At 71.5% G+C, this 22,590-nt stretch carries 24 protein-coding genes; 18 read left to right on the top strand and 6 right to left on the bottom strand.

Annotated elements, in window-relative coordinates; translation table 11 throughout:
- The first annotated feature begins 10 nt into the window (after positions 1-10).
- Both OG417_RS48715 and OG417_RS48710 read left to right on the top strand, forming a co-directional pair.
- Positions 11-637 carry an RNA polymerase sigma factor gene (locus OG417_RS48715; protein ID WP_329244942.1) on the top strand — a complete coding sequence of 209 codons (627 nt, stop codon included), beginning with the start codon at positions 11-13 and terminating at the stop codon, positions 635-637.
- On the top strand, positions 637-1,602 hold the full coding sequence (locus OG417_RS48710; RefSeq protein WP_329244939.1) for a CU044_5270 family protein: 966 nt from the start codon (positions 637-639) through the stop codon (positions 1,600-1,602). Before OG417_RS48715 ends, OG417_RS48710 begins: the two co-directional genes overlap by 1 nt.
- 55 nt (positions 1,603-1,657) lie before the next feature.
- Here the strand turns inward: OG417_RS48710 and OG417_RS48705 are convergent, their stop codons facing one another.
- Positions 1,658-2,251, bottom strand: a complete 594-nt coding sequence (locus OG417_RS48705) for a carboxymuconolactone decarboxylase family protein (protein ID WP_329244936.1) — start codon at positions 2,249-2,251, stop codon at positions 1,658-1,660.
- Positions 2,252-2,360: 109 nt separating this feature from the next.
- Here OG417_RS48705 and OG417_RS48700 point away from each other — a divergent pair, with 109 nt between their 5' ends.
- The 13 genes from OG417_RS48700 to OG417_RS48640 are packed head-to-tail and all read left to right on the top strand — an operon-like array spanning position 2,361 to position 13,318.
- Positions 2,361-3,665 (top strand): aromatic ring-hydroxylating oxygenase subunit alpha, encoded by a 1,305-nt coding sequence (locus tag OG417_RS48700; protein ID WP_329244934.1) that lies wholly within the window; start codon positions 2,361-2,363, stop codon positions 3,663-3,665.
- Positions 3,662-4,189 carry an aromatic-ring-hydroxylating dioxygenase subunit beta gene (locus OG417_RS48695; RefSeq protein ID WP_329244931.1) on the top strand — a complete coding sequence of 176 codons (528 nt, stop codon included), beginning with the start codon at positions 3,662-3,664 and terminating at the stop codon, positions 4,187-4,189. The genes OG417_RS48700 and OG417_RS48695 overlap by 4 nt, the downstream gene beginning before the upstream one ends.
- Complete coding sequence (locus OG417_RS48690) at positions 4,186-4,422, top strand: hypothetical protein (protein ID WP_329244928.1); 237 nt, start codon at positions 4,186-4,188, stop codon at positions 4,420-4,422. Before OG417_RS48695 ends, OG417_RS48690 begins: the two co-directional genes overlap by 4 nt.
- Positions 4,422-5,444, top strand: a complete 1,023-nt coding sequence (locus OG417_RS48685) for a dihydrodipicolinate synthase family protein (RefSeq protein WP_329244926.1) — start codon at positions 4,422-4,424, stop codon at positions 5,442-5,444. The genes OG417_RS48690 and OG417_RS48685 overlap by 1 nt, the downstream gene beginning before the upstream one ends.
- Entirely contained in the window at positions 5,441-6,409 is a 969-nt protein-coding gene (locus OG417_RS48680) for a hypothetical protein (protein ID WP_329244923.1), read from the top strand. The genes OG417_RS48685 and OG417_RS48680 overlap by 4 nt, the downstream gene beginning before the upstream one ends.
- Positions 6,410-6,430: 21 nt before the next feature.
- Complete coding sequence (locus tag OG417_RS48675; RefSeq protein WP_329244920.1) at positions 6,431-7,279, top strand: cyclase family protein; 849 nt, start codon at positions 6,431-6,433, stop codon at positions 7,277-7,279.
- A complete protein-coding gene (locus OG417_RS48670) occupies positions 7,276-8,139 on the top strand; it encodes a nitrilase-related carbon-nitrogen hydrolase (protein ID WP_329244917.1) in 864 nt (287 codons plus the stop codon). The genes OG417_RS48675 and OG417_RS48670 overlap by 4 nt, the downstream gene beginning before the upstream one ends.
- The gene (locus OG417_RS48665; RefSeq protein ID WP_329244914.1) at positions 8,136-9,053 is read left to right on the top strand and encodes a VOC family protein; all 918 of its coding nucleotides are present in this window, start codon (positions 8,136-8,138) and stop codon (positions 9,051-9,053) included. Before OG417_RS48670 ends, OG417_RS48665 begins: the two co-directional genes overlap by 4 nt.
- Positions 9,054-9,088: 35 nt before the next feature.
- Positions 9,089-10,525, top strand: coding sequence for an NAD-dependent succinate-semialdehyde dehydrogenase (locus OG417_RS48660; RefSeq protein ID WP_329244911.1), 1,437 nt, complete (start codon positions 9,089-9,091; stop codon positions 10,523-10,525).
- A 5-nt stretch (positions 10,526-10,530) separates the two neighbouring features.
- Positions 10,531-10,722 carry a ferredoxin gene (locus OG417_RS48655; RefSeq protein WP_329244907.1) on the top strand — a complete coding sequence of 64 codons (192 nt, stop codon included), beginning with the start codon at positions 10,531-10,533 and terminating at the stop codon, positions 10,720-10,722.
- A gap of 3 nt (positions 10,723-10,725) precedes the next feature.
- Positions 10,726-11,904 carry an NAD(P)/FAD-dependent oxidoreductase gene (locus tag OG417_RS48650; RefSeq protein WP_329244904.1) on the top strand — a complete coding sequence of 393 codons (1,179 nt, stop codon included), beginning with the start codon at positions 10,726-10,728 and terminating at the stop codon, positions 11,902-11,904.
- A complete protein-coding gene (locus OG417_RS48645) occupies positions 11,901-12,653 on the top strand; it encodes a CoA transferase subunit A (RefSeq protein ID WP_329244902.1) in 753 nt (250 codons plus the stop codon). The genes OG417_RS48650 and OG417_RS48645 overlap by 4 nt, the downstream gene beginning before the upstream one ends.
- The gene (locus OG417_RS48640) at positions 12,650-13,318 is read left to right on the top strand and encodes a CoA transferase subunit B (protein WP_329244900.1); all 669 of its coding nucleotides are present in this window, start codon (positions 12,650-12,652) and stop codon (positions 13,316-13,318) included. The genes OG417_RS48645 and OG417_RS48640 overlap by 4 nt, the downstream gene beginning before the upstream one ends.
- Here the strand turns inward: OG417_RS48640 and OG417_RS48635 are convergent.
- On the bottom strand, positions 13,288-13,932 hold the full coding sequence (locus tag OG417_RS48635) for a hypothetical protein (protein ID WP_329244897.1): 645 nt from the start codon (positions 13,930-13,932) through the stop codon (positions 13,288-13,290). The two genes, OG417_RS48640 and OG417_RS48635, sit on opposite strands and share 31 nt — an antisense overlap.
- A gap of 109 nt (positions 13,933-14,041) precedes the next feature.
- Positions 14,042-14,458 (bottom strand): hypothetical protein, encoded by a 417-nt coding sequence (locus tag OG417_RS48630; RefSeq protein ID WP_329244895.1) that lies wholly within the window; start codon positions 14,456-14,458, stop codon positions 14,042-14,044.
- A gap of 80 nt (positions 14,459-14,538) precedes the next feature.
- On the opposite strand from OG417_RS48630, the gene OG417_RS48625 reads away from it, so the two are divergent.
- Complete coding sequence (locus OG417_RS48625; protein WP_329244894.1) at positions 14,539-14,805, top strand: DUF7161 family protein; 267 nt, start codon at positions 14,539-14,541, stop codon at positions 14,803-14,805.
- Between the two features lie 2 nt (positions 14,806-14,807).
- On the opposite strand, the gene OG417_RS48620 is transcribed toward OG417_RS48625, so the two are convergent.
- Both OG417_RS48620 and dnaE read right to left on the bottom strand, forming a co-directional pair.
- Entirely contained in the window at positions 14,808-15,110 is a 303-nt protein-coding gene (locus OG417_RS48620; RefSeq protein ID WP_329244891.1) for a DUF6300 family protein, read from the bottom strand.
- Entirely contained in the window at positions 15,107-18,661 is a 3,555-nt protein-coding gene (gene dnaE / locus OG417_RS48615; RefSeq protein WP_329244887.1) for a DNA polymerase III subunit alpha, read from the bottom strand. The genes OG417_RS48620 and dnaE overlap by 4 nt, the downstream gene beginning before the upstream one ends.
- 125 nt (positions 18,662-18,786) lie before the next feature.
- Between dnaE and OG417_RS48610 the strand changes: the two genes are divergently transcribed.
- Together OG417_RS48610 and OG417_RS48605 are read left to right on the top strand one after the other, a co-directional pair.
- Positions 18,787-19,731 (top strand): LysR family transcriptional regulator, encoded by a 945-nt coding sequence (locus OG417_RS48610; protein WP_329244884.1) that lies wholly within the window; start codon positions 18,787-18,789, stop codon positions 19,729-19,731.
- 454 nt (positions 19,732-20,185) lie between these two features.
- Entirely contained in the window at positions 20,186-21,559 is a 1,374-nt protein-coding gene (locus OG417_RS48605; RefSeq protein ID WP_329263066.1) for an RNA-guided endonuclease InsQ/TnpB family protein, read from the top strand.
- An 11-nt stretch (positions 21,560-21,570) separates the two neighbouring features.
- Here OG417_RS48605 and OG417_RS48600 read toward each other — a convergent pair whose 3' ends face one another.
- Positions 21,571-22,539, bottom strand: coding sequence for a helix-turn-helix domain-containing protein (locus OG417_RS48600; RefSeq protein WP_329244882.1), 969 nt, complete (start codon positions 22,537-22,539; stop codon positions 21,571-21,573).
- Between the last annotated feature and the right edge of the window lie 51 nt (positions 22,540-22,590).

Here is a 22,590-nt window from a genome sequence, read left to right as displayed (position 1 = left end):
GAAGGACCCCATGAGACGACCGGAGCCAGGAACGGCGGAGGTTACAGGGGAACGCGGCGATGCGACGGCCGGAACGACCGATGCCGAGATCATTCGGCTTTCGGGGCGGGAACCGGAGCGGTTCGCCGAAATCTTCGATCGTTACTACGCGGAGGTGTACGGGTACGTCGAGCGACGGCTCGGGCCGAGTCTGGCCGACGACGTGGCGGCGGAGACCTTCCTGATCGCCTTCGACCGGAGAGACCGCTATGACGCGGCGCATTCGATCGCCAGGCCGTGGCTGTACGGGATCGCCTCCAACCTCATCTCCCGTCACCACCGAGCCGAGACCCGCCACTACCGGGCCCTGACCCGGGTCGGTCCGCCCGGCACCGTCGACGGGCCCGCGGACCAGGCTCTGGGGCGCGTCGACGCCCAGTCCAGCCGAGGGCGGCTCGCGAGGGCGCTGGCCGCGATTCCTCAGGGTGACCGGGACGTGCTGCTGCTCGTCGCCTGGGCCGGGATGACCGGGGAGGAGGCCGGGCGGGCTCTGGACATCCCTTCCGGCACGGCCCGATCGCGGCTGCACCGGGCCCGCAGGAAGATACGCGCCGCGCTGGGCGGCATCGACCCCACGACCATCGGAGAGGACGCATGATGGATGACCTGGACACCCTGCGCGAGGCTTGGGGCGAGCCCAAGACGCCGTCGCCCACCGCGCGGATGCAGGCTCGGGCGGCTCTGATGACCAGGGCCGCGGGACGTCCCCCGGAGCCGGTGCGGCCACGCCGCCGATTCCGACTGCCCCGGGCGGGCGCACTTATCGCCGCTGGGGCACTGGCAACGGTCGTGGCGGCCGGCGTGGTCGTCGTGCAGACCTCCGGTGGGAGCCGGGATTCTCACTCGTCACCCCCGGGTGGTCAGGTCGGGTCGGTCGCTCTGGCGGCGAACGTCCTGGACCGGGCCTCCGCGGCCGCCGAGCACCGGCACTTCACGCCGCTGCGAAGCCATCAGTGGATCTACACGAAGATGTCGCACACCACAGGTACGGGCCCGGGCGGAGTGGTCACCGGCGGCCCGTACAGGACCAGGGTCGAGGAGACCTGGTGGCGGGCCGACGGCGAACAGAGCGCCGGCATCACGAACGGCAGGCTGTCTGTCGGACCCGCGGCCACGAAGCCGCAGCGCCCGTTCTCCTATGCTCCCCTGCCCACCGACCCCGACGCGCTGCTGCGGAAGGTCGGCGGGCGCACAGGCGGCTATGAGATGGCGTACGACACTCTGGTCGAGATCTTGGCGCAGACCGTCCAGCCTCCCCGAGAAGAAGCGGCGATCTTCCAGGCGATCAAGAAGATCCCGCACGTGACGTTGATCAAGGGCAGGGTCGACGCGGCCGGGCGGCCGGCGATCGCTGTCGGACTGGAGATCGGCGTGGATCACAAGGAAGTGCTTCTCGACCCGAAGACCTACGCCTTCCTGGGGGACCGGGTGATCACGATCAGGGACCAGACACTCGAGTCGGAAGGCGAGCCGAAGACCGTCGTGAAGAAGGGGACGTTGCAGACCGAGCGGCTACGGACCGCGGTGGGCGTCGTCGCCAGGCCGGGACAGCGCCCCTCCTGAGTCTGAGTTCCTTTCGAGCAAGCGTGCCGTTCGGTGTCCGCACCGGACGGCACGCTCATGCGAAGATCGGCGGCTCCCCGGCGGGCAGGGGCGTACGGAACGTGCGCAGTGACAACGCCAGCAGGTCGTAGTAGCCCACCAGGACGAGCAACTCATAGAGCCGCTCCAGTCCCAGGTCGGCGGTCGCCCGCTCGTACAGCTCGTCGTCCAGGTCGCGCAGGCTCAGCAGCGCACGGCAGACGCACCGGACCGTCCGTTCGGCGGATGACAGGCTCGGGGCCTCCCCGCCGGACCTCAGCGCGGCCAGCTCCTCATCGGTCAGCCCGGCGGCGCGGCCGACGCGCTCGTGGGCGTACCACTCGAAGTCGCTGCGCCGCACGACCGCGACCTCCAGGATCGCGATCTCGCGCCAGCGCGCCGGCAGGTCCGTGGCGTACCGGATCGCCGAGCCGAGGCGCTGGAGCGGTCCGCCGACGCCCGGCGCGGTCAGCATCGCGTTGAACGGCCCCTCCAGGCGCCCGCGCGCATCGGTCAGGCGGAACGCCTGCGGGCCCGCCGCCCGTGGGCCGCCCGCGATCTCGTCGTGGACGGCGCGGCGCTCGGGGTCCAGTGCCGCCGGGTCGTACCAGGGGACGCGTCCGTGGGTCATCGGCTCCTCCGTGAATCTCTGTCATACAGAACCAGTGCCGGTCACTTGACTTTTGTATTACAGAAGACAAATACTCTCAACCAGCCACTTCGACGAGGGAGGTGAACCGGTGGCCGATGTCGACAGGGACGTCACGGTGCCGCGGCGCGTCTGGGCCGACGGGGACGTGCACAAGCGGGAGCTGGCACGGATCTTCAGGACGTGCTGGCAGTTCGTGGCGCACGACAGCGAGATCCCCGAGCCCGGCGACTACGTGACCCGCCGGATCGGTCGTGACTCGGTCATCGTGACGCGGGACGAGACCGGACAGGTGCGCGTCCTGCTCAACACGTGCCGGCACCGCGGTGTGCCGCTCTGCCGGGCGGACCGCGGCAACACGTCGCACTTCCGGTGCAGTTACCACGGCTGGACGTACGCCAACACGGGCGAGCTGCGAGGGGTCACCTTCCAGCGCGACGTGTACGGGAAGGGCGGGATCGACAAGAACGAACTCGGCCTCTTCCAGGCCGCGCGCGTGGACTCCGTGTACGGCCTGGTGTTCGCCACGTGGGACCCGGACGCGCCGGCGCTGGAGGACTACCTCGGCCCCATGCGCTGGTACCTGCACACGGTCTTCGGCAAGTTCGACCAGGGCCTGGAGGTGGTGGGCCCGCCCGTACGCACGATGGTGCGGGCCAACTGGAAGCCCGAGGGGGAGAACCTGTCGGGCGACGGCTACCACACGTTCGTCACCCACCAGAGCGCGGTCGAGCTCGGGCTGTTCGCGTCACAGGACGACCTCGCGCGGATGGCGGCCGTGGCCGGGCCGCGCTTCACCGGGCGGACCGTCCACTGCGGGAACGGGCACACCATGCGGATCCAGCGGATGCCGCTCACCGTCGACGCGCCCGCCTACTTCGGCTACCCGCGCGAGATGTGGGACGAGTTCGACCGCAACCTGTCCGAGCCGCAGCGCGAGGCGCAGTCGTGCCTGTCGGTCGGGCACGGATCGATCTTTCCCAACATGTCGTTCCTGGAGAACTTCAAGACCAACGTCGACAAGCAGGGCGACCACGCCCGCTACATCCGCGTCACGCTGCGGTACCCGCTCGGCCCGGCGATGACCGAGCAGCTGTGGTTCCTGCTCCAGCCGCGGCACGCCGACGCCGGGTGGCTGCGCCTGTCACGCCTGGCGTACCTGCGCACCAACGGACCGGCCGGGATGTTCGAGGTGGACGACACCGAGAACTTCGTGGGCATCACCGAGGCCGCCGCCGGCGACGTGGCCGCGGACCTGCCGATCGTGCTGGACGGTGGCCGGCACCACCCGCCGACGCCGCAGGAGGCGGGCTGGCCGGGCGACGTCGCCGACGGCGACCGCACCGAGAAGACCATCCGCGCCTTCCACGGCCGCTGGCAGGAGCTCATGGCATGACCGAGACAACGCTTGCGTCGCCTGAGGTCCAGGCCGAGGCCGCGCTGTTCCTCGCCCTGGAGGCCGAGCTGATCGACGACCGGCGGTACGCCGAGTGGCTCGACGTCGTCACCGACGACTTCGTCTACACGGTGCCCGTACCCGTCACGCCGGACAGCCCGTTCGCCCCGCACCACGACCCCGAGGCGCTGCTGCTGGACGAGTCCAAGGAGTCGATCCGGCACCTGTGGTTCCGGCGGCTGGAGGCGGACATGCACGAGTTCGCCTGGGGCGAGAACCCGCCGCCGCAGTTCCGGCACTTCGTCACCAACGTACGGGCGCGCGAGAGCGGTGACCCGGACGAGTTGCTGGTGCGCTCCAACGTCCTGCTCATGGGCCGCCGGCAGTCCGACCAGCCCCGGTACGTCACGGCCGAGCGGTTCGACACGCTCCGGCGCACCCCGGCGGGGCTCCTGCTGGCCCGCCGCCACGCCGTTCTCGACCAGACCGTGATCGATTTCCCCCAGCCGAGGGTCCTGCTGTGAGCGACGAGAACGGCCTGATCGTCGCGAACGAGTTCGCGGCCGTCGCCGTACGGAAGGTGGCGACGCGCAACGGCGAGCGGCTGGAGATCCGGTCGCTGGGCAACGAGGCGTACGTCATCCGCCTCGACGCGCTCGCCCTGGAGGCTCTGACCTGGTCCGATCCGCTGACGGTCGGGCAGGGCCTGGAGACCCCGCTCGGCCCCGAAGTACCCGGAGAGAAGGAGAGCAAGTGATGGCCAGGTACGCGCCGGGCGAGGCGCGCGAGTGGGCGCTCGACTCGCTCACCGGGTGCGCGGGCTGCGTCCAGCCCACGTTCACCGCCGACCTCGCCGGCCTGAACGAGGAGGCGATCCGGCACGACGTGCGGATCGAGAAGGAACACGGCATGTCCGCCGTCCTGCTGGTGTCGGAGTCCGGCACCACGCAGGAGGAGATGCGCCGGTTCGTGGAGATCGTCGCGGACGAGGCCGGCGACGATCTCGTCACGATCCTCCAGGCGTCGCAGCCGACGCTCGCCGACACGCTCGCGTCCGTCGAGCACGCGGCGACCGCGGGCGTGGACCTGGTGATGCCGTCCTACCCGCTGTACTTCAACCCGCCGTCGGTCGACGATGTCTTCCACTTCACCAAGGCCGTCGCGGACGCCTCCGACCTCGGCGTGATCATCTTCGCGATGGACCAGTGGAACTTCGGGCGGCTGCACGCCGCCGGGTTCCCGCTCTCGCTGCTGACCCGCATGGTGGAGGAGATCCCCGGCGTCGTCGCGATCAAGAACGAGGTGGGCGGCCCCGGCGTCGGCGGCATCGCCGCGGTCTTCGAGGCGCTGCGCGACCGGGTGGTGGTCACCGACCCGCTGGAGTTCAACGCGCCGGCCTGGATCGCGAACTACGGCATGCGGTTCATGGGCACCTCGAACTACGAGTGCATGGGCCCGGCCGTGCCGCGGATGCTGCGCCTGCTGTCCGACAAGGCCACCTGGGACGAGGGCATGGAGCTGTACTGGCGGCTGCACCCGGTCCGCAAGGCCAACGCCGCCGTCTGCACGCCGCTGGTGGCGGGCAGCGGCCTGGTGCCGCGCATGCACTGGAAGTACCAGGGCTGGCTGATGGGCTACAACGGCGGCCCGATCCGGCAGCCGCACATGAGGGTCAGCGCGGCGCAGATGGCCACGCTGCGTTCGGCCGCGGTCGCCGCCGGGCTGCCGGTCACCGCCGACGACGACGAGCTGTTCTACGCCGGACGGAACCCCCGGTGAGCGCCGCGACCGAGACCGTCCTGCTGCTGGACGGCGGCGACGTGGACGCGCTGGCGTCGGTGGAGCTGGGCCTGCGCGCCGCGGAGGAGGCCGCACGCGCCGGCGCCGTCGTCACCGGGCGGGTGCAGGTGAACGGCCCGAAGGCGTGGACGCGCATCCTCGTCGGCGTCGTCTCCTCGCTGGACGTCATCGGCTACAAGCAGTTCCACCGGGTCGGCGACCACGTGCGGTACCACGTGCACCTGTTCCGCGAGTCCACCGGCGAGCCCATCGCCATCGTCGACGGACGCCGCATCACCTCGCTCCGTACGTCCTCCACCGCCGCGGTCGCCGCCCGGCACCGCCTCGGCGACCGGCCCGTACGGCTGGGCGTGGTCGGCTCGGGGGAGGAGGCGTGGGAGGGGCTGCGCGCGCTCGCCGGCGCGCTGAACGTCGCGTCGGTGGACGTGTTCAGCCCGACCGAGGCGAACCGACGCCGGTTCGCCGAGCGTGCCCGCGCCGAGCTCGGCCTGGACGCCACCGCCGTCGGCACCTCGCCGGAGGCCACCCGCGACCACGACGCGGTCTACGTCGCCACCAGCTCGCACCACACGCCGTTCCTCACCGCCGAGCAGGTCGGTGGCGTCGGGTGGCTCGGGCTCATCGGCTCCACGATGCCGGTCCACCGCGAGGCGAAGGGCGAGGTCTTCCTCGCCGCGGGCGAGGTCGTCATCGACACCCCGGACGCCGCCCACGAGTCCGGCGACTGCGTCGAGGCCAAGGAGCTCGGCTGGGACCCGGCCGGCGCGGTCCTGCTCGGGGCGTACCTGGACGCGTCGCCCGGTGACCCCGGCATGTCCCTCTTCAAGTCCATCGGCAGCGTCGAGCAGGACCTCGTCCTGGCGCTGCACCTCGTCCACGCGGCGCGTGAGCGGCGGAGCGGACGGGAGATCCCGTCCGTCGCGAGCCTGCGCGTCATGCGCTGAAGCACCCAAGGAGATATTTCGATGAACGTCGTCGACCTGACCCACCCGTGGGGCATCCACACGCCCGGCTGGGTCGGCTACCCCGGCTGCAAGATCTACTACACCCAGACCCTGCAGACGAACCGCATCGTCTCCCAGCGCATCGAGACCTCGCTGCACACCGGGACGCACCTGGACGGGCCGATGCACGCCGCCGACGGCGGCGCCGACATGGCCTCGCTGCCCCTCGACAAGCTGCTCCACGAGGGTGTCGTCGTGGACGTCTCCGACCAGGTCGGCGACTGGGACGTGATCAAGCCCGAGCACATCACCTCGAAGGTCGAGGTGAAAAAGGGCGACATCATCATCATCCACACCGGCTTCCACCAGTACTACACGGGCGGGCCCAAGCAGGACCTGGTGCGCTACTTCGGCATGCACCCGGGCGGCGGCGTCGAGCTGGCCAAGTGGATGCTCGACATGGAGATCCGCTGGTGGGGCATTGACGCCGGCTCCGGCGACCACCCGATCAACACCACGATCCGCCACATGCGCCCGGACCTGACCAAGCGGTTCGAGGAGCACGTCGGGATGTCGGCGCTGGAGTACTTCGGCGAGTACGAGTACGTCCACCACCTGTCGGGCCGGCAGGTCAAGGAGGACCTGTTCCCCATGCACTACCTGGCGTTCCCCGGCGGGTGCATCCACGCCGAGAACGTCGGCGGCGACCTGGACGCCGTCCTGGACCAGCGGGTGGTCATCGGCGCGTTCCCGTGGAAGATCGAGGGCGGCGAGGGCTGCCCCTGCCGGATCATGGCCTTCACCGACCTCGGCAAGAACGAGGTGGTCGACGCCGTGGCCGGCCGGGAGCTGCCCTGCCCGAAGTCGTGACCACGCTGGGGGCGGCGGGCGTCCAGCTCGCCGCCGCCCCGCTCGACCCGGCCGCCAACGCGGCGGCCGGGGCCGCGGCCATCGCCTCCGCGGCCCGTGCGGGGGCCGGGCTCGTGGTCCTGCCCGAGCTGCTGAGCACCGGATACGTGCTCGACCGCACGGCGCTGGCGGATCTGGCGGAGAGCACCGCGGCGCCGGGGGCCTGCCTGCGGGCCTGGTCGGCCGAGGCCGCCCGGCACGGCGTGACCGTCGTCGCCGGGTTCGCCGAACGCGACGGCGATCGGCTCTTCAACTCCGCCGCCGTGATCGACCGGTCCGGAGCGTTCGCGGGCGTCTACCGCAAGCTGCACCTCTTCGGGGCCGAGCGCGACGTGTTCGCCCCCGGCGACCGCGGCCTTCCGGTGTTCGCCGTGGACGGGCTGCGGGTGGGCGTCCTGATCTGCTACGACCTGCGGTTCCCCGAGGCGATGCGGATCCTCGCCGTGCGCGGCGCCGAGGTGGTGGCCGTCCCGACCGCGTGGGTCCGCGGCTTCGACCACGCACGCCACGGCGCCCGGGTGTCGCAGGTGGACGGCGTCCTCGTCCAGGCCAACCTCAACCAGGTCGCCGTGGTGTGCGCCGACCAGTGGGGGGAGCAGGCACCGCACACGTTCCTCGGCCGCTCGCTCGTCGCGGACCCGTACGGGCTCGCGGTGGCCGGCCCGCTGGACGCCGAGGGCGACGGCCTGGCCCTCGCCGCGATCGACCTGGAGGAGCCGGCCCGGGCGCGCGACCGCGCGGTCGGCAGCCCGGTACGCGACCGGCGCACCGACGTCTACGCCCACGACCTCGGCTATGTCCCGAACGGAGGAGAGACATGAGCGAATGCAGGATCACCCACATCCGTTACGTCGGGCTGGGCGTGCGGGCCTTCGACCGGCAGACCGGTTTCTACCAAGACCTGTGGGGCCTGGTGCAGGAGGACGCCGAGAGCGGGGTCTCCTACCTCGCGGCGCCCGGCTCGACCGACCCGTACGCCCTTCGCCTGCGCAAGGCGGACGACGACCGCGTCGACGTCGTCTCGTTCGCCGTGCCGGCCGCCCGCGACGTGGACTGGTACGCCGAGCGCCTGATCGCCCGGGGCGTCCCGATCGTCTCGGGCCCCGCGCTCCTCGGCACGGCGGGAGGCGGCTACGGCCTGCGGTTCCACGACCCCGACGGGCGCACGCTGGAGATCGCGGCCGGGGTCGCCGAGCGCACGGCCCGCGAGGTGGCCGAGCGCGAGCACGTGCCCACCGGCCTGTCGCACGTCGTGCTCAACAGCCCCGATCTGTCCGCGATCACCCGCTGGTACGCCGACACGCTCGGGTTCGCCGTCACGGACTACCTGGAGGACGTCATGGTCTTCCTCAAGAGCGCGACGGACTTCCACCACTGCCTCGCGTTCGCCTACGGTCCGCACGTCTCGCTCAACCACGTCGCGTACGAGACCCGCGGCCTGGACGAGTACCTGCGCGCGACCGGGTCGATGATGCGCGCCGGCGGCGACCTGGTCTGGGGCCCCGGGCGGCACGGGCCCGGCGACAACACCTTCGCCTACTTCTGCGATGAGAGCGGCTTCGTCGCCGAGTACACCACCGCGCTGCAGCGGATCACCGACTTCGAGGCGTGGGTGCCCCGGGTCTGGAAGCGCGTCCCGGAGGAGTCCGACCAGTGGGGCACCGCCTGCGTGCGCCGTCCCGAGCCGTTCGTCGGCCGACCGGACCCCGGTCTGTGGACGCCACCGCCCTTCTGACCAGCCACGACACGACTACAACAGAGGGACTGAGCGTGAAGCTGTTCACCGGCTCCTACATCGGCGGACGCTGGCGCCCGTCGGGCGACGGGTCCACCGTCCGGGTGGACGATCCCGCGACCGGCGAGGCCATCGCGGAGATCGCCTCCGCCACCGCCGACGACTGCCTCGAGGCGGTCGAGGCCGCCGCCGGGGCGCTGCCGGGCTGGCGCGCCACACCGCCCCGGGCCCGCGCCGAGGTGCTGCGCGGCGCGTTCGAGCTGATGGTCCGCGAACGCGACCAGATCGCCGAACTGATCGTCCGCGAGAACGGCAAGGTGTGGGCGGACGCGCTGTCCGAGGCGGACTACGCGGCCGAGTTCTTCCGCTGGTTCTCCGAGGAGGCCGTACGCGTCGGCGGCGACTTCCGCACCGCGCCGAACGGCGACAAGCGCATCCTGGTCACGCACCAGGCCATGGGCGTGAGCGTGCTGATCACCCCGTGGAACTTCCCGGCCGCGATGGCCACCCGCAAGATCGGCCCGGCCCTCGCCGCGGGGTGCACGGTCGTGCTCAAACCGGCCGCCGAGACGCCCCTCACCGCGCTCTACCTCGCCGACCTGCTCGAACGCGCGGGAGTCCCGCCCGGCGTCGTGAACGTCGTGGTGCCGGACCCGCCCGCCGCCGCCGTACGGGCCATGCTGCGCCACCCGGCGGTGCGCAAGCTCTCCTTCACCGGCTCCACCGAGGTCGGCCGGGTGCTCCTGCGCGAGGCGGCGGACCAGGTGCTGAGCTGCTCGATGGAGCTCGGCGGCAACGCGCCGTTCATCGTCTTCGAGGACGCCGACGTCGAGGCCGCGGTCGCGGGCGCGATGGTCGCCAAGATGCGCAACGGAGGCGCCGCCTGCACCGCCGCCAACCGGTTCTACGTCGCCGAGGCGGTGCACGAGGAGTTCGTGAGCGCGTTCGCCGCCGCCATGGACGCCCTCACGCTCGGGCCCGGCACCGACCCGGGCAACACGCTCGGCTCCCTGGTGTCGGTCGCCGAACGCGACAAGGTCGCCGCGCGGGTCGCCCGCGCCGTGGAGCAGGGCGCCACGGTAAGCGTCGGCGGCACCGTCCCGCCCGGGCCCGGCGCCTTCTACCCCGCCACCGTGCTGTCGGGCGTACGGCACGGCGACGACGTCGCGGCGTCGGAGATCTTCGGCCCGGTCGCTCCCGTCATCGCCTTCGGCCCGCAGGACGATCCCGTCGCGTGGGCCAACGACACCGAGCTCGGGCTCATCTCCTACGTCTACACCGGGGACCTCGCGCGGGGCATCGCCGTGGCCGAACGCCTGGAGTCGGGCATGGTCGCGCTCAACCGCGGCGTGGCCTCCGATCCGGCCGCGCCGTTCGGGGGAGCCAAGCAGAGCGGCCTGGGACGCGAGGGCGCCGCCGAGGGCATCCGGGAGTTCCTGGAGGAGAAGTACATCGCCCTGGACCTGGCATGAAAGGCATGACAATGAAGATCACCATGGATCCGGCACGCTGCCAGGGCTACGCCAACTGCGTCGCCGCGGCACCGGACGCCTTCGACATCGACGACGTCACCGGCAAGGCCGTGCTCCTCCGTACGGAGGGCGACCCCGGCGAGATCCGCGAGGCGGCGCGTTCCTGCCCGGTCGCCGCGATCAGCGTGGAGGACTGATCCGTGCCGGGCGTGATCATCGTGGGCGCCTCGGTGGCCGGGGTGAGCGTGGCCGAGAGCCTGCGCGAGCACGGCTACTCCGGCCCGATCCGGCTGTTCGGCGCCGAGAACCGGCTGCCCTACGACCGGCCGCCGCTGTCCAAGGCGCTGCTCCGGGCGGACGCGCCCGACGAGCCACCGCCGCTGCGCCCGCGATCGTGGTACGACGAGGCCGGCGTGGAGCTGTCTCTGGGCCGCCGCGCCACCGGCCTCGTCACCGGCCCGCACGGCGTGGTGCTCGACGAGGACGACCTCGCCACCGCGGACCACCTGGTGATCGCCACCGGGGCGCGGGCCCGGCGCCTGCCGGGCATCGACGGTCCCCGCGTCCACCACCTGCGCGACCACGACGACGCCCGCCGGCTCCGGACGGCGCTGGCCGACCCCGGCAGGCTGGTGGTGCTCGGCGCCGGCTTCATCGGGCTGGAGGTGGCCGCCGCGGCGGTCGACCGCGGCTGGAACGTCACCGTGCTGGAGCGCGAACCGGGCCCGCTGACGCGCGTGCTCGGCCCGCGGGCCGGCGCGCTGTGCGTCCGGCCTCACCTGGCGCGGGGCGCCGACCTGCGGTTCGGCGCGGCCGTGGCCGAGACGTGCCCGGAGGGGGTCCGGCTGGAGGACGGCTCGGTGGTCCCGGCGGACCTCGTGGTCGTCGGCGCCGGAGCGGTGCCGAACACCGGCTGGCTCTCCGGCAGCGGCGTCGAGGTGAGCGACGGAGTGGTCTGCGACGCCCACGGCCGTACGTCCGTGCCCGGCGTCTGGGCGGTCGGCGACGTCGCCCGCTGGCGCAACGAACTGACCGGCCGGCACCAGCGCGTCGAGCAGTGGACCAGCGCGCGCGACCAGGCGGCCCTGGTCGCCCGGGCCATCGCGACCGGCGACAGCCGGGGCTGGGCCACCCCGCCCTACTTCTGGTCCGACCTGTTCGAGCACAAGGTCCAGTTCTGCGGGCACGCCGCGCCGGACTCCACCGTGTGGACGGCGCAGAACGGGAACCGCGCGCTGGCGCTGTTCGGCCGCGCCGAGCGGCTGGAGGCCGTGCTCACCGTCGACGCTCCGCGCCTGCTGGGCCTCGGCCGCCGCCGATTGGCCGAGCGCGGCGGCTGGGACGAGGCCGTCGCGTGGGCGAAGGAGGCGATGGCGTGAGCGCCGTGACCGTCTGCTCGGCCGAGGAGAGCGTCGCGGACATCGCCGACGGCGCCTCACTCGCCGTCGGTGGCTTCGGCCTGTGCGGTGTTCCCGGCGTGCTCTTGGAGGCGCTGCTGGCGCAGGGGGCGAGCGGCCTGTCCGTGGTGTCCAACAACTGCGGCGTGGACGGCGCCGGCCTCGGGCTGCTGCTCGCCGCCGGCCGGATCTCCCGCGCGATCAGCTCGTACGTGGGGGAGAACAAGGAGTTCGAGCGGCAGTACCTCGGCGGCGAGATCGAACTCGAACTGACCCCGCAGGGCACGCTCGCCGAACGGCTGCGCGCCGGCGGCACCGGCATCCCGGCCTTCTACACCCCGGCGGGCGTCGGCACGCAGGTCGCCGACGGCGGGCTGCCCTGGCGGTACGACGCGGCGGGCGACGTCCAGGTGGCCTCGCCCGCCAAGGAGACGCGCGTCTTCGACGGCCGGCGTTACGTCCTGGAAGAGGCGATCACCTGCGACTACGCGCTGGTGCACGCCGCGGTCGCCGACCGGCACGGCAACCTGAGGTTCGCCGCGACGGCGCGCAACTTCAACCCGCTGTGCGCGATGGCGGGGCGGGTCACCGTCGTCGAGGCCGAACACCTCGTGGACGCCCTCGACCCGGCCGACGTGCACCTGCCCGGCGTCTTCGTCGACCGTGTCGTCGAGCTGTCCCCGGCCCAGGCGGCCGACAAGCGAATCGAGAAGCGGACGGTGCGCCGATGACCGGGTGGACCAGGGACCAGATGGCCGCGCGCGCCGCCGCCGAACTGCGTGACGGCGACTACGTCAACCTCGGCATCGGCCTGCCCACCCGGGTGCCGAACCACCTCCCGCCCGGCGTCCGGGTGACGCTCCAGTCGGAGAACGGCCTGCTCGGCCTCGGGCCGTACCCGGCCGAGGACGAGGTCGACCCGGACCTGATCAACGCGGGCAAGGAGACGGTCACGGTCGTGCCGGGCGCGTCGTTCTTCGACTCGGCGCTGTCCTTCGGGATGATCCGCGGCGGCCACATCGACGTGGCCGTCCTCGGCGGCATGCAGGTGTCGGCCCGCGGCGACCTGGCCAACTGGATGATCCCCGGCGCGATGGTCAAGGGCATGGGCGGCGCCATGGACCTGGTGCACGGCGCCCGGCGGGTCATCGTCGTGATGGAACACCGCGCCCGGTCGGGCGCGCCCAAGATCGTGGAGACCTGCACGCTCCCGCTCACCGGCGCGGCCTGCGTCGACCGGATCATCACCGACCTCGGCGTCATCGACGTGACTCCCGGCGGGCCCACACTCGTCGAGTGCGCCCCCGGCATCACGCCCGCCGCCGTCCGGGCCGCGACCGGTGCGGAGATCCGGGTGCCGCCACCTCACGCCCCGGTCGCGAAGGCGTCGAAATAGATATTCGCGGCGACGGCGTCCCCGCCGTCCGCGCGGACCATCAGCTGGGCGGCGTCGCCCTCGACCGCCGGCCTCTGAGCGGGGAACGCCAGCCGGGCGTTCCCGGACCCGTCCAGCGGGACCTGGGTGGGATACTGGCTGCTGACGCCCAGGAGTACGGGCTGGGCCACCCCGCCGAACACGGCACTCCCGCTTTCCGACGTGACGTTCGTCCCGTCGCCGTAGGCGCAGATCCGTACGGCGCGGTCCTCCTCGCCCAGTGTCAAACTGATGTCACCCGCGATCTGCCCGTCCGTCCTGACCTGGAACGTCGCGTTGTAGTCCGCGGACGTGAGCGGGACCGTGACGGTCCCGCCGTCCAGGTTCTTCGACACCTGGCCGCCCGACCGGTCGTCGACGCTCATTTCGGTGGTGGGCTTGGCCGCGCCGGTGAACGTGCCGGTCAGCCTGCCCGCCCGGGCCGTGAGGCTCAGGCAGATCGTGCGGCTCGCGGCGGCTCCGTTCGCCGGCCGGGCCGGCGCCGGCGGACGGCCGGTCGGCCCGGCCCCCGCGCAGGCGGTGAGGCAGAGGAGGGGGACGAGGAGAACCGGTGCGGTCCGGGACACCTGCGTCATCCGTGTGGCTCCTGTCAGGGGGAGGGACGGACCACCCGGCGCGGCCCGAACGTCTCCGTCATGGTCCGCGCCCGGGACGCGCGTTCCGTACGGCCGGAACGCGCGGTGCTCACGTCCGTTCGGCGCGGGCGCCGGCCCGCGCCTGGTCGGCGAGGTGGCGGTGGGCCTCCTCCCAGGGGATCGGCAGCCGGTCCGCCGGCGCCTCCCAGAAGGTGAAGGCCGAGCTTCGCATGGTGGAGCGCAGCGCGGTCATGATGCCGCGGTGCGGTTCCGTGCGCGCGTAGGAGTAGAGCGCGTCGCGGTTCACCCACCAGGACAGGGTGTAGAACGTGCGCTTCGACGGCTGGGCGATGAGAGACGCGCCCAGCGCCCCCGGCGCCGACCGCACCTGGCGCCAGGCGGACAGCGACTTCAGGAAGAACCGCAGGACGTCCCCGCGGGAACGGATCTCGAACCGCGAGGCCATGACGTACACCTGCGTGTCCGGCGGGGGCGGGTCCGGGACCGCCCAGCGAAGTGTCGGCACGACGCTCTCCTCGTGTTGGTGAGTGCTACTATCCAATATTGGATAGTAGCACTCTCCAATGCTGCCCGTAAGATTCGGGAATGGCAGACGAGCGAGGACGCCGCACGCCGTTGCGCCACGGCCAGACGGGACTGCGGGGGAGGCTCGCCCGGGTCCTCGTCACGGAGCCCACCGATGAGGTCGACTGGCCCGCCGACCTGCCCACCGGGATCGAAACGGTCGTCATCGTCGACGACGAGCCGAACCCCCATCACACGTTGCGGGTTCACCCGCCGGACGACCCCACGCGCATCGCCCTGGTCGTGTACGACCAGCTGGCGCTGTGCGAGGACGCGCCGGAGGCGTGAGGTCACAGGTCGCCGCGGTACCAGGCCTCGGTCTCGGCCTTCAGCGCGTCCTCGTCCGGTTTCGGCGGGCGTGCCCGGGCGAGCCGGCGGAGCAGGTCGCGTGCGAGCCGGTCGGCGTCCTGCGGCCGTACGGGCCCGTGGGCGGGGAAGTGCCGGGTGACGGGATCGTCCGCGTCGCAGCGGGCGCACAGAAGGACCTCGCTGACACCGCGGACCCGGCCTCCGGACGCGTTCGTCCAGGTGTGGGGGAGACGCAGGATCGCGAGGACTTCGCCGACGCGACAGCGCGGGCAGACGCCGATCATGACCCGCCGATCGCGTCCGCGCCGAGCAGCGCCTTGACGTCGCCGTAGAACGCCGGTTCCGGGATGATCTGGAACGGCAGGTCCACCAGCACGCTCTTCGCGCCGTGCCGGTGTACGCGCATGTGGACCGGCGCCCGGCCCGGATGGGTGGCGAGAATGCGCCGGAACTCCTCGACGAGCCGCGCGTTCAGCCGGGCCTCTTCGACCGAGATGACCACCGGCGGCTCGGTGCCGGCCGCGGAGACGTCCAGGACGGAGATCTCCTCCCCGTAGACGCTCACCGTCTCGTCGCGCACGTTGATCCGGCCCCGTACGGAGACCACGCGGTCCTCGGCCAGCGCCTCGCCGTACAGGGCGTGGGTCTTGGGGAAGATCAGGCACTCCACCGCGGCGTCGTGGTCCTCGAGCGTGACGATCGCCCACGCACTGCCCTGCTTGGTGACCTTGCGCTGCAGGCCCGAGATGATCCCGGCCACCCGTACGTGGCCGTCCGTACGGCCGGCGGCCAGGAGCTCGGCGATCGTGGTGTCGCGGTGGGCCGCCAGAACGCGCTCGGCGCCGTCGAGAGGGTGGGACGAGACGTACAGGCCGAGCATCTCCCGCTCGAAGGCCAGCAGAGTGCTCTTGTCCCATTCCGCGTCCGGGACCGCGACCGAGAACACGGCGGCGGAGTCGTCACCGGTCTCGTCGAACGCACCGAAGAGGGAGTCCTGGCCGCTCGCCTCGTTCCGCTTGACGTCGATGATCGCGTCGATGGCCTGCTCGTGCACCATGACGAGGGCCTTGCGCCGGTGGCCGAGGCCGTCGAACGCGCCGGCCTTGGCCAGCGACTCGATCACACGCTTGTTGCACACGGCCGGCGGGACCTTGGCCAGGAAGTCGTCGAAGGAGGTGTAGCCGCCCTTCGCGCGGCGGGCGCGCACGATCGCCTCGACGACGCCCGCGCCGACGTTACGGACGGCACCGAGGCCGAAGCGGATGTCCTTCCCCACGGCGGCGAAGTTCAGCTCGCTCTCGTTGACGTCCGGCGGCAGCACCTTGATGCCGAGGCGGCGGCAGTCCGACAGGTAGACGGCCATCTTGTCCTTGTCGTCGCCGACCGAGGTGAGCAGCGCGGCGAGGTACTCGGCGGGGTGGTTCGCCTTGAGGTAGGCCGTCCAGTAGGAAACGACGCCGTACCCGGCGGTGTGGGACTTGTTGAAGCCGTACCCGGAGAACGGCACGAGCACGTCCCAGACGGCCTTGATCGCCTCGTCGGAGAAGCCGCGCTCCCTCATGCCGGCGGAGAACCTGCCCCACTCGGCGTCCAGCACCTCTTTTTTCTTCTTGCCCATCGCGCGGCGCAGCATGTCGGCGCCGCCGAGGGAGTACCCGGCGAGCCGCTGGGCGATCGCCATGACCTGCTCCTGGAAGACCACCAGGTGGTAGGTGTCGCCCAGGATCGGTTCGAGCACCTCCTCCAGCTCCGGGTGGATCGGCTCGACCTTCTGCTTCCCGGTCTTGCGGAGCGCGTAGTTGGTGTGGGCGTTCATCTCCATCGGCCCCGGCCGGTACAGGGCGTTGACCGCGGCGATGTCGGTGAACACCGTCGGCCGCATCAGCCGCAGCAGCACCCGCATCCCGCCGCTGTCGAGCTGGAACACCCCGAGCGTGTCGCCGCGCGCCAGCAGTTCGTAGGTCGTCGGGTCGTCGAGCGGCACCTCGCGGATGTCGATGTCGATGCCCTTGTTCGCCTTGACGTTCGCGATCGCGTCGCCGATGACGGTGAGGTTCCGCAGGCCCAGGAAGTCCATCTTGAGCAGGCCCATCTCCTCGGCCTGCGTGAACGGGAACCCGGTGATGACCGGACCGTCCTGCTTCGGCTTCACCAGCGGCAGCACGTCGACCAGCGGCGCGGACGACAGGATCACGCCCGCCGCGTGGATGCCGGTGCCGCGGGTCAGGCCCTCGACCCCCATGGCGGTGTCGACGACGCGTTTGACGTCGGGCTCCTCCTCGTACATCTTCCGCAGCTCGGCGGCCTCGCCGTGGCGGGGATGAGCCTCGTCCTGGATGGCGGACAGCGGGATCTCCTTGCCGCCGACCGCGGCCGGGAACGCCTTGGTGATCCGGTCGCCGAGCGCGTACGGGTAGCCCAGCACGCGGCAGGCGTCCTTCACGGCGGCCTTCGCCTTGATCGTGCCGAAGGTGACGATCTGGCACACCCGGTCGTCGCCGTACTTGGCGGTGACGTAGTCGATCATCTCGTCGCGGCGGCGGTCGTCGAAGTCCAGGTCGACGTCGGGCATCGTGACGCGCTCGGGGTTGAGGAAGCGTTCGAAGATCAGCTTGTGCTCGATCGGGTCGAGCTCGGTGATGCCCGTGCAGTAGGCGACCATCGACCCGGTCGCGGACCCGCGGCCCGGGCCCAGACCGATGCCGTTCGCGCGGGCGTACCGGCAGATGTCGGCGACGACGAGGAAGTAGCCGGGGAAGCCCATGTCGTCGATCACGGACAGCTCGTAGTCGATGCGCTCCAGGGTCTCGCGCGGCGGCTCGCCCTCGTAACGGCGCCGCGCCCCCGCCAGGGTCTCCTTCCGCAGCCACGACGACTCGGTCTCGCCCTCGGGGACCGGGAACTTCGGCATCAGGTCCCGGTGGGCGAACACCTCGCCGTAGTCGCCGACGCGCTCGGCGATGAGGAGCGTGTTGTCGCACGCGCCGGGGACCTCCGCGTCCCAGAGCGCCCGCATCTCCTCGGCGGTCTTGATGAAGTAGCCGCTCCCGGAGAAGCGGAACCGGTTCTGGTCGGCGAGGCGCTTGCCGGTGCCGATGCACAGGAGCGCGTCGTGCGCCTCGGCCTGGTCCTCGGTCACGTAGTGGGAGTCGTTGGTGGCCAGGGGCGGCAGGTCCAGTTCTCGCGCGAGCCGCAGCAGGTCGTCGCGGATCCGGCGCTCGATGGCGAGCCCGTGGTCCATCAGCTCCAGGAAGTAGTTCTCCTTGCCGAAGATGTCCCGGTACGTGGCGGCGGTCGCGACGGCCTCGTCGTACTGGCCGAGCCGGAGCCGGGTCTGCACCGCGCCGGAGGGGCAGCCGGTCGTGGCGATGATGCCCCGGCCGTGCTCGGCGAGCAGCTCGTCGTCCATCCGCGGGTACTTCTGCACGTGGCCTTCGAGCCAGGCGCGCGACTGGAGCCGGAACAGGTTCCGCAGGCCCTCGGCGTCCTGCGCCCACATCGTCATGTGCGTGTACAGGCCGCGCCCGGAGACGTCACCGCCCGCCCCGGTCTCGTCGTTGGACCGGCGCAGTGCGAGGTCGTCGCTGTAGTACACCGCCTCGCGGTGGTACCGGGAGGCCGGCGCGACGTAGCTCTCGATGCCGATGATCGGCTTGATCCCCACCTTGGCCGCCGTCCGGTGGAACTCGTACGCGCCGTGCACGTTGCCGTGGTCGCTCATCGCCACCGCCGGCATTCCCTGCCGGGCCACCTCGTCCATCAGCAGGCCGACCTTGGCGGCGCCGTCGAGCATGCTGTACTCGGTGTGCACGTGGAGGTGCACGAAGGACCGCATCGGCGACCACGCCCTTCGGTTGTAGGCTCACTCGCGAACCCGAGCATTCGACCCGAGGGCTGGCGCAGTTGTCCAACAATCGACACGCCGATTCTTCACAACCACCGGTTGTTGAACGAGGCGGCGTGGACCTGGATCTGGCCGCGGTCCGCGCCTTCGTCACCGTCGCCGAGGACCGGTATTTCAGCGAGGCCGCGGCCCGGCTGGGGATCAGCCAGCAGGCCATCTCCAAGCGCGTCGCGAAGCTCGAGTCCGACCTCGGCGTCCGGCTGTTCGCACGCTCGCGTACGGGGGCGCAGCTCACCGAGACCGGCACCGCGTTCCTCCCGCACGCGCGTTCCCTCATCAACATCGCCGACCAGGCGCTGGAGATGCTGCACGGCCGTCACCGCCGGGCGCTCCGGGTCGACGTGCTGGACACCCGGCTGGCGTCCATCGACCTGATCCAGGCGTTCCACGAGACGGTCGAGGACGTGGACATCGAGATCGTCACCTCGAACGGGCTCAGGTCCGCCCGCAGCGCACTTGTCCACGGATCCGTGGACGCGGCCTACTGCCGGGTCGCCGAGCTGCCGGAGGAGATCGTGTGCATGCCGGCGTACCTGGAACCCCTGCATCTCCTGGTCGGCCGCGACCACCCGCTCGCGGACCGGACGCGGGTGGAGATGGCGCGGCTGTCCGGCTCCACCGTGTGGATGCCCGGCAACGTCGCCGGGAGCGAGTGGGCCGAGTACTACGACCTTCTCGGCGCCGAGTTCGACATCCGGATGGACACCTCCGGACCGGACTTCGGCTGGGAGTACTTCGTGGCGCAGGTCGTCTCCGGCCGGGGGGCGAGCTTCATCGGCGAGAGGACGCGGGTTCCCTGGCATCCGGACGCCGTACGGCTGCCCGTCGTCGACCCCGTGCCCGTCTACCCGTTCTGGCTGCTCCACCACCGCCACAACCAGCACCCGGCCCTGAGCCTGCTCGCCCGCCACGTCGCGGCCGAGTACCGGCCGCTGGACCCGCGGCACCAGTGGCTGCCCGCCCCCGACCGCGCCGCCTTCGCGACCCGCCCGGCCGGCTGACGTCGCAGGTCGCGTACGTGACCGAGCACCCGGACGCGGCGAGGCCGAAGGGGTTCGGCTCCGCCCCGATCAGGCGTTACACCGGCCCCGCCGGCACGGTCACCGCCATGGCTCCGTGCGGCAGGTTGGGCATGATTCTGAGAATCGCGTGACAGCGGCACTCACCGCCTTGCCCCCGCGCCTCGCAGCCCGCCGCTCCGTGGCAGGAACCCTCAGCGCCGTAGCGACATGAGCACCGGCTCGACCACGAACAGGCACTCGGACACCGCTGCTCAACTCACTTCGAATCACGTCTTAGGCTAGTGCCGTAGCAGGCAACGTTTGCCCTGTCGGTGCGCGAGTCGGCAGGTGCGTCTTGAGTCTGTGCGGTGGGCTGGCTGGGAGGCCGGGTTTTGTCGTAGGCACCTGTTGTAATCGCCTGGTGCCTCGACGTGATGAAGGTGGGCGGGTGGTCATGCGGACCGCCCGCGTCGGTCTGCGGGTCTCGGCCGGGCAGTGGCGCCGGTGTTTCGCGTTGCTGGTCTCGGCAGGGGATGTGTGGGCGTGTGTGCTGGACATGAACCGGTGGCGGCGGCAACGTGGGCTGTCGGCGATTGTGGGTTATCAGGCGTTGTGCCGGGAGTTGTCGGCGGCGGGTCCGGGCACGTTCGGGGAGTTGGACTCGGTCGGGGCGCGGTCGGTGCTGCGGCGCTACAGCGACGCCTGGTTCGCCACCGCCAAACGCCGCAAAAACGGCGAGACGGCGGCGCGGTACCCGCGGCGTAAACGCCGGTTGATGCCGGTGCGTTACTACCACGGCACATTCACCCTCGACGGCCAGCGGTTACGGCTTCCGGTCGGTCGTGGGAGTGCGCCGTTGTGGGTGCGGTTGGACCGGCCGGTCCCCTACGAGGCGGGGCAGGTGCGGTCGGTGACGTTGGTGACTGAGGCCGGCCGGTTGTTCGTCGATGTCACCGCCGAAGTCCTCATCACCGCCTATCCGCCGGGCCAGGAACCGGACCCACACCGCGTGGCGGGAGTCGACCCGGGAGTGATCCACCCGTTCGCGGTGGCGGGCCCGGATGGGGAGGGGCTGGTGGTGTCGGGGCGGGCGATCCGCGCCGAAACCCACCTGCACCTGCGTGACACCAAACACCGGCGGCGCGCGATGGCACGGAAGGCACCGAAACCAGGCCAGGCCGGGTCGCGACGGTGGCGGAAGTACCGGGCTCGGCAGCGGAAGGCCGAAGCGCGTCACCGGCGGCGGGTTCGTCAAGCCCAGCACGAGGCCGCCAAAACCGTCGTCGACTGGGCCGTCGCACGCCGGATCGGCACACTCGTGGTCGGAGACCCACGTGGCGTCCTGACCCTCAAAGCGGGACGGCGGCACAACCAACGAGTCCAGGCCTGGCGGATCGGGCACCTGATCCGATGCCTGACCGACAAGGCCGAACAAGCCGGAATCGGCCTGATGCTGGTAGATGAGCGGGGCACCTCCTCGACCTGCCCAGCCTGCCACCAGCGGGTTCCCAAACCCAAAAGCCGGAACTTCACCTGCATCCGTTGCGGGTTCAACGGGCACCGCGACCTGGTCGGCGGCGCCAACATCGCCCGGCATGGACCGGGCGGCACCATCACCACCAACATGTTTCCGGTGGTGATCACGCACCGTCGAGCCGGACGGCACCTACCCGGTGCCGGACCGTCCCGGCGTGACCCCAGACGGTCCCCCCATCACGGCACCGCATATGGGGTCCCATGGCCGGCCGTGGCCCGCCCCACCAGAAGTGGGGAGTCGCTCGCCCCAGCGAGGATCAGCCAACCCCCTCCCCAACGAGGCAAACGTTGACTGATACGGCACTAGGCCCAGCCGCGGCGGACGGCCTCCATGCCGGCCTGGAAGCGGGTCTCGGCGCCGACGTGGGTCATCATCCGGTGCACGTGGCGGTGGACGGTGCGGACGCTCCAGCCGAGCACGCGGGCGATGGTCTCGTCGGTGGCGCCGCTGGCGAGCAGGCCGAGTAGTTCGGGGTCGACTGGAGGTTTCTCATCGTCGCCGGCGCCGACCCGGTTGATCGGGACGGCGCGCTCCCAGAGTGCCTCGAAGAGTTCGCTGAAGGCGTCGAGCATCGATGACGGATGCACGAGGTAGGCCGCCTCGGCGGCGTTTCCTCCGCTGGTGACCGGAAGCAGCGCCCGCTGGTTGTCGCAGAGCACCATCTTCATCGGCACGTGGCTGGAGACGCGGGCCCGCTCGCCGTGCTGGATGCGTCGCCAGACGTCGTCCATGCGCCCCGGGATCTCCAGCGCCGACTGGTGGTAGAGGACCCGATAGGCGAGCCCGCGCTGGCTGGCATGGTGGTACTGCTCCGGGTTGCCCGTCACGGGATTCTCCAGGTATGGCGGTCGGTCGAACGTGCGGATCTGCTTGCGGGCCGCGCGCTGCAGCCGGACGAAGGCGTTCTGTACGTTGACGCCGCCGTCGATGATCTCCACCAGGTCGGCCGGGTCGCAGCGCCCGGCGTCGCGGCGGTGGGCGTGCTCGGCGGTGAGCCGCTGAGCGTGCGCGCGCAGCCGGACCAGGTCGCGCTCGCGCTCGGCGATGAGCGAGCCGGCGGCGAGATCGGGGGCGACGGCGGTGTACCGCACGGGCCGGCCGGGCAGCCGGGTGACCAGCCCGCGCTCGGCGATCCGCCGGAGGACGCGGGCGACCTGGCCCCGCGGCAGGGCGAGGTCGCCGGCGATGTCACCCGCTTCCGCCTGACCGCGGCGCACCAGCGCCTCGTACACCGCGCCGTCGTTGCCGGAGATGCCCACTGCGTCCCACATAGCTGCCTCTCGTCGAGAATCGGACAGATGGCAGAAACCCGTACGTCTACA

This window comes from Actinoallomurus sp. NBC_01490 (genome assembly GCF_036227085.1).
GTDB classification, from domain to species: Bacteria; Actinomycetota; Actinomycetes; order Streptosporangiales; family Streptosporangiaceae; genus Actinoallomurus; species Actinoallomurus oryzae.
Note: the sequence above shows the minus strand (reverse complement) of the source record. Positions and strands in the feature narration are given on the sequence as shown.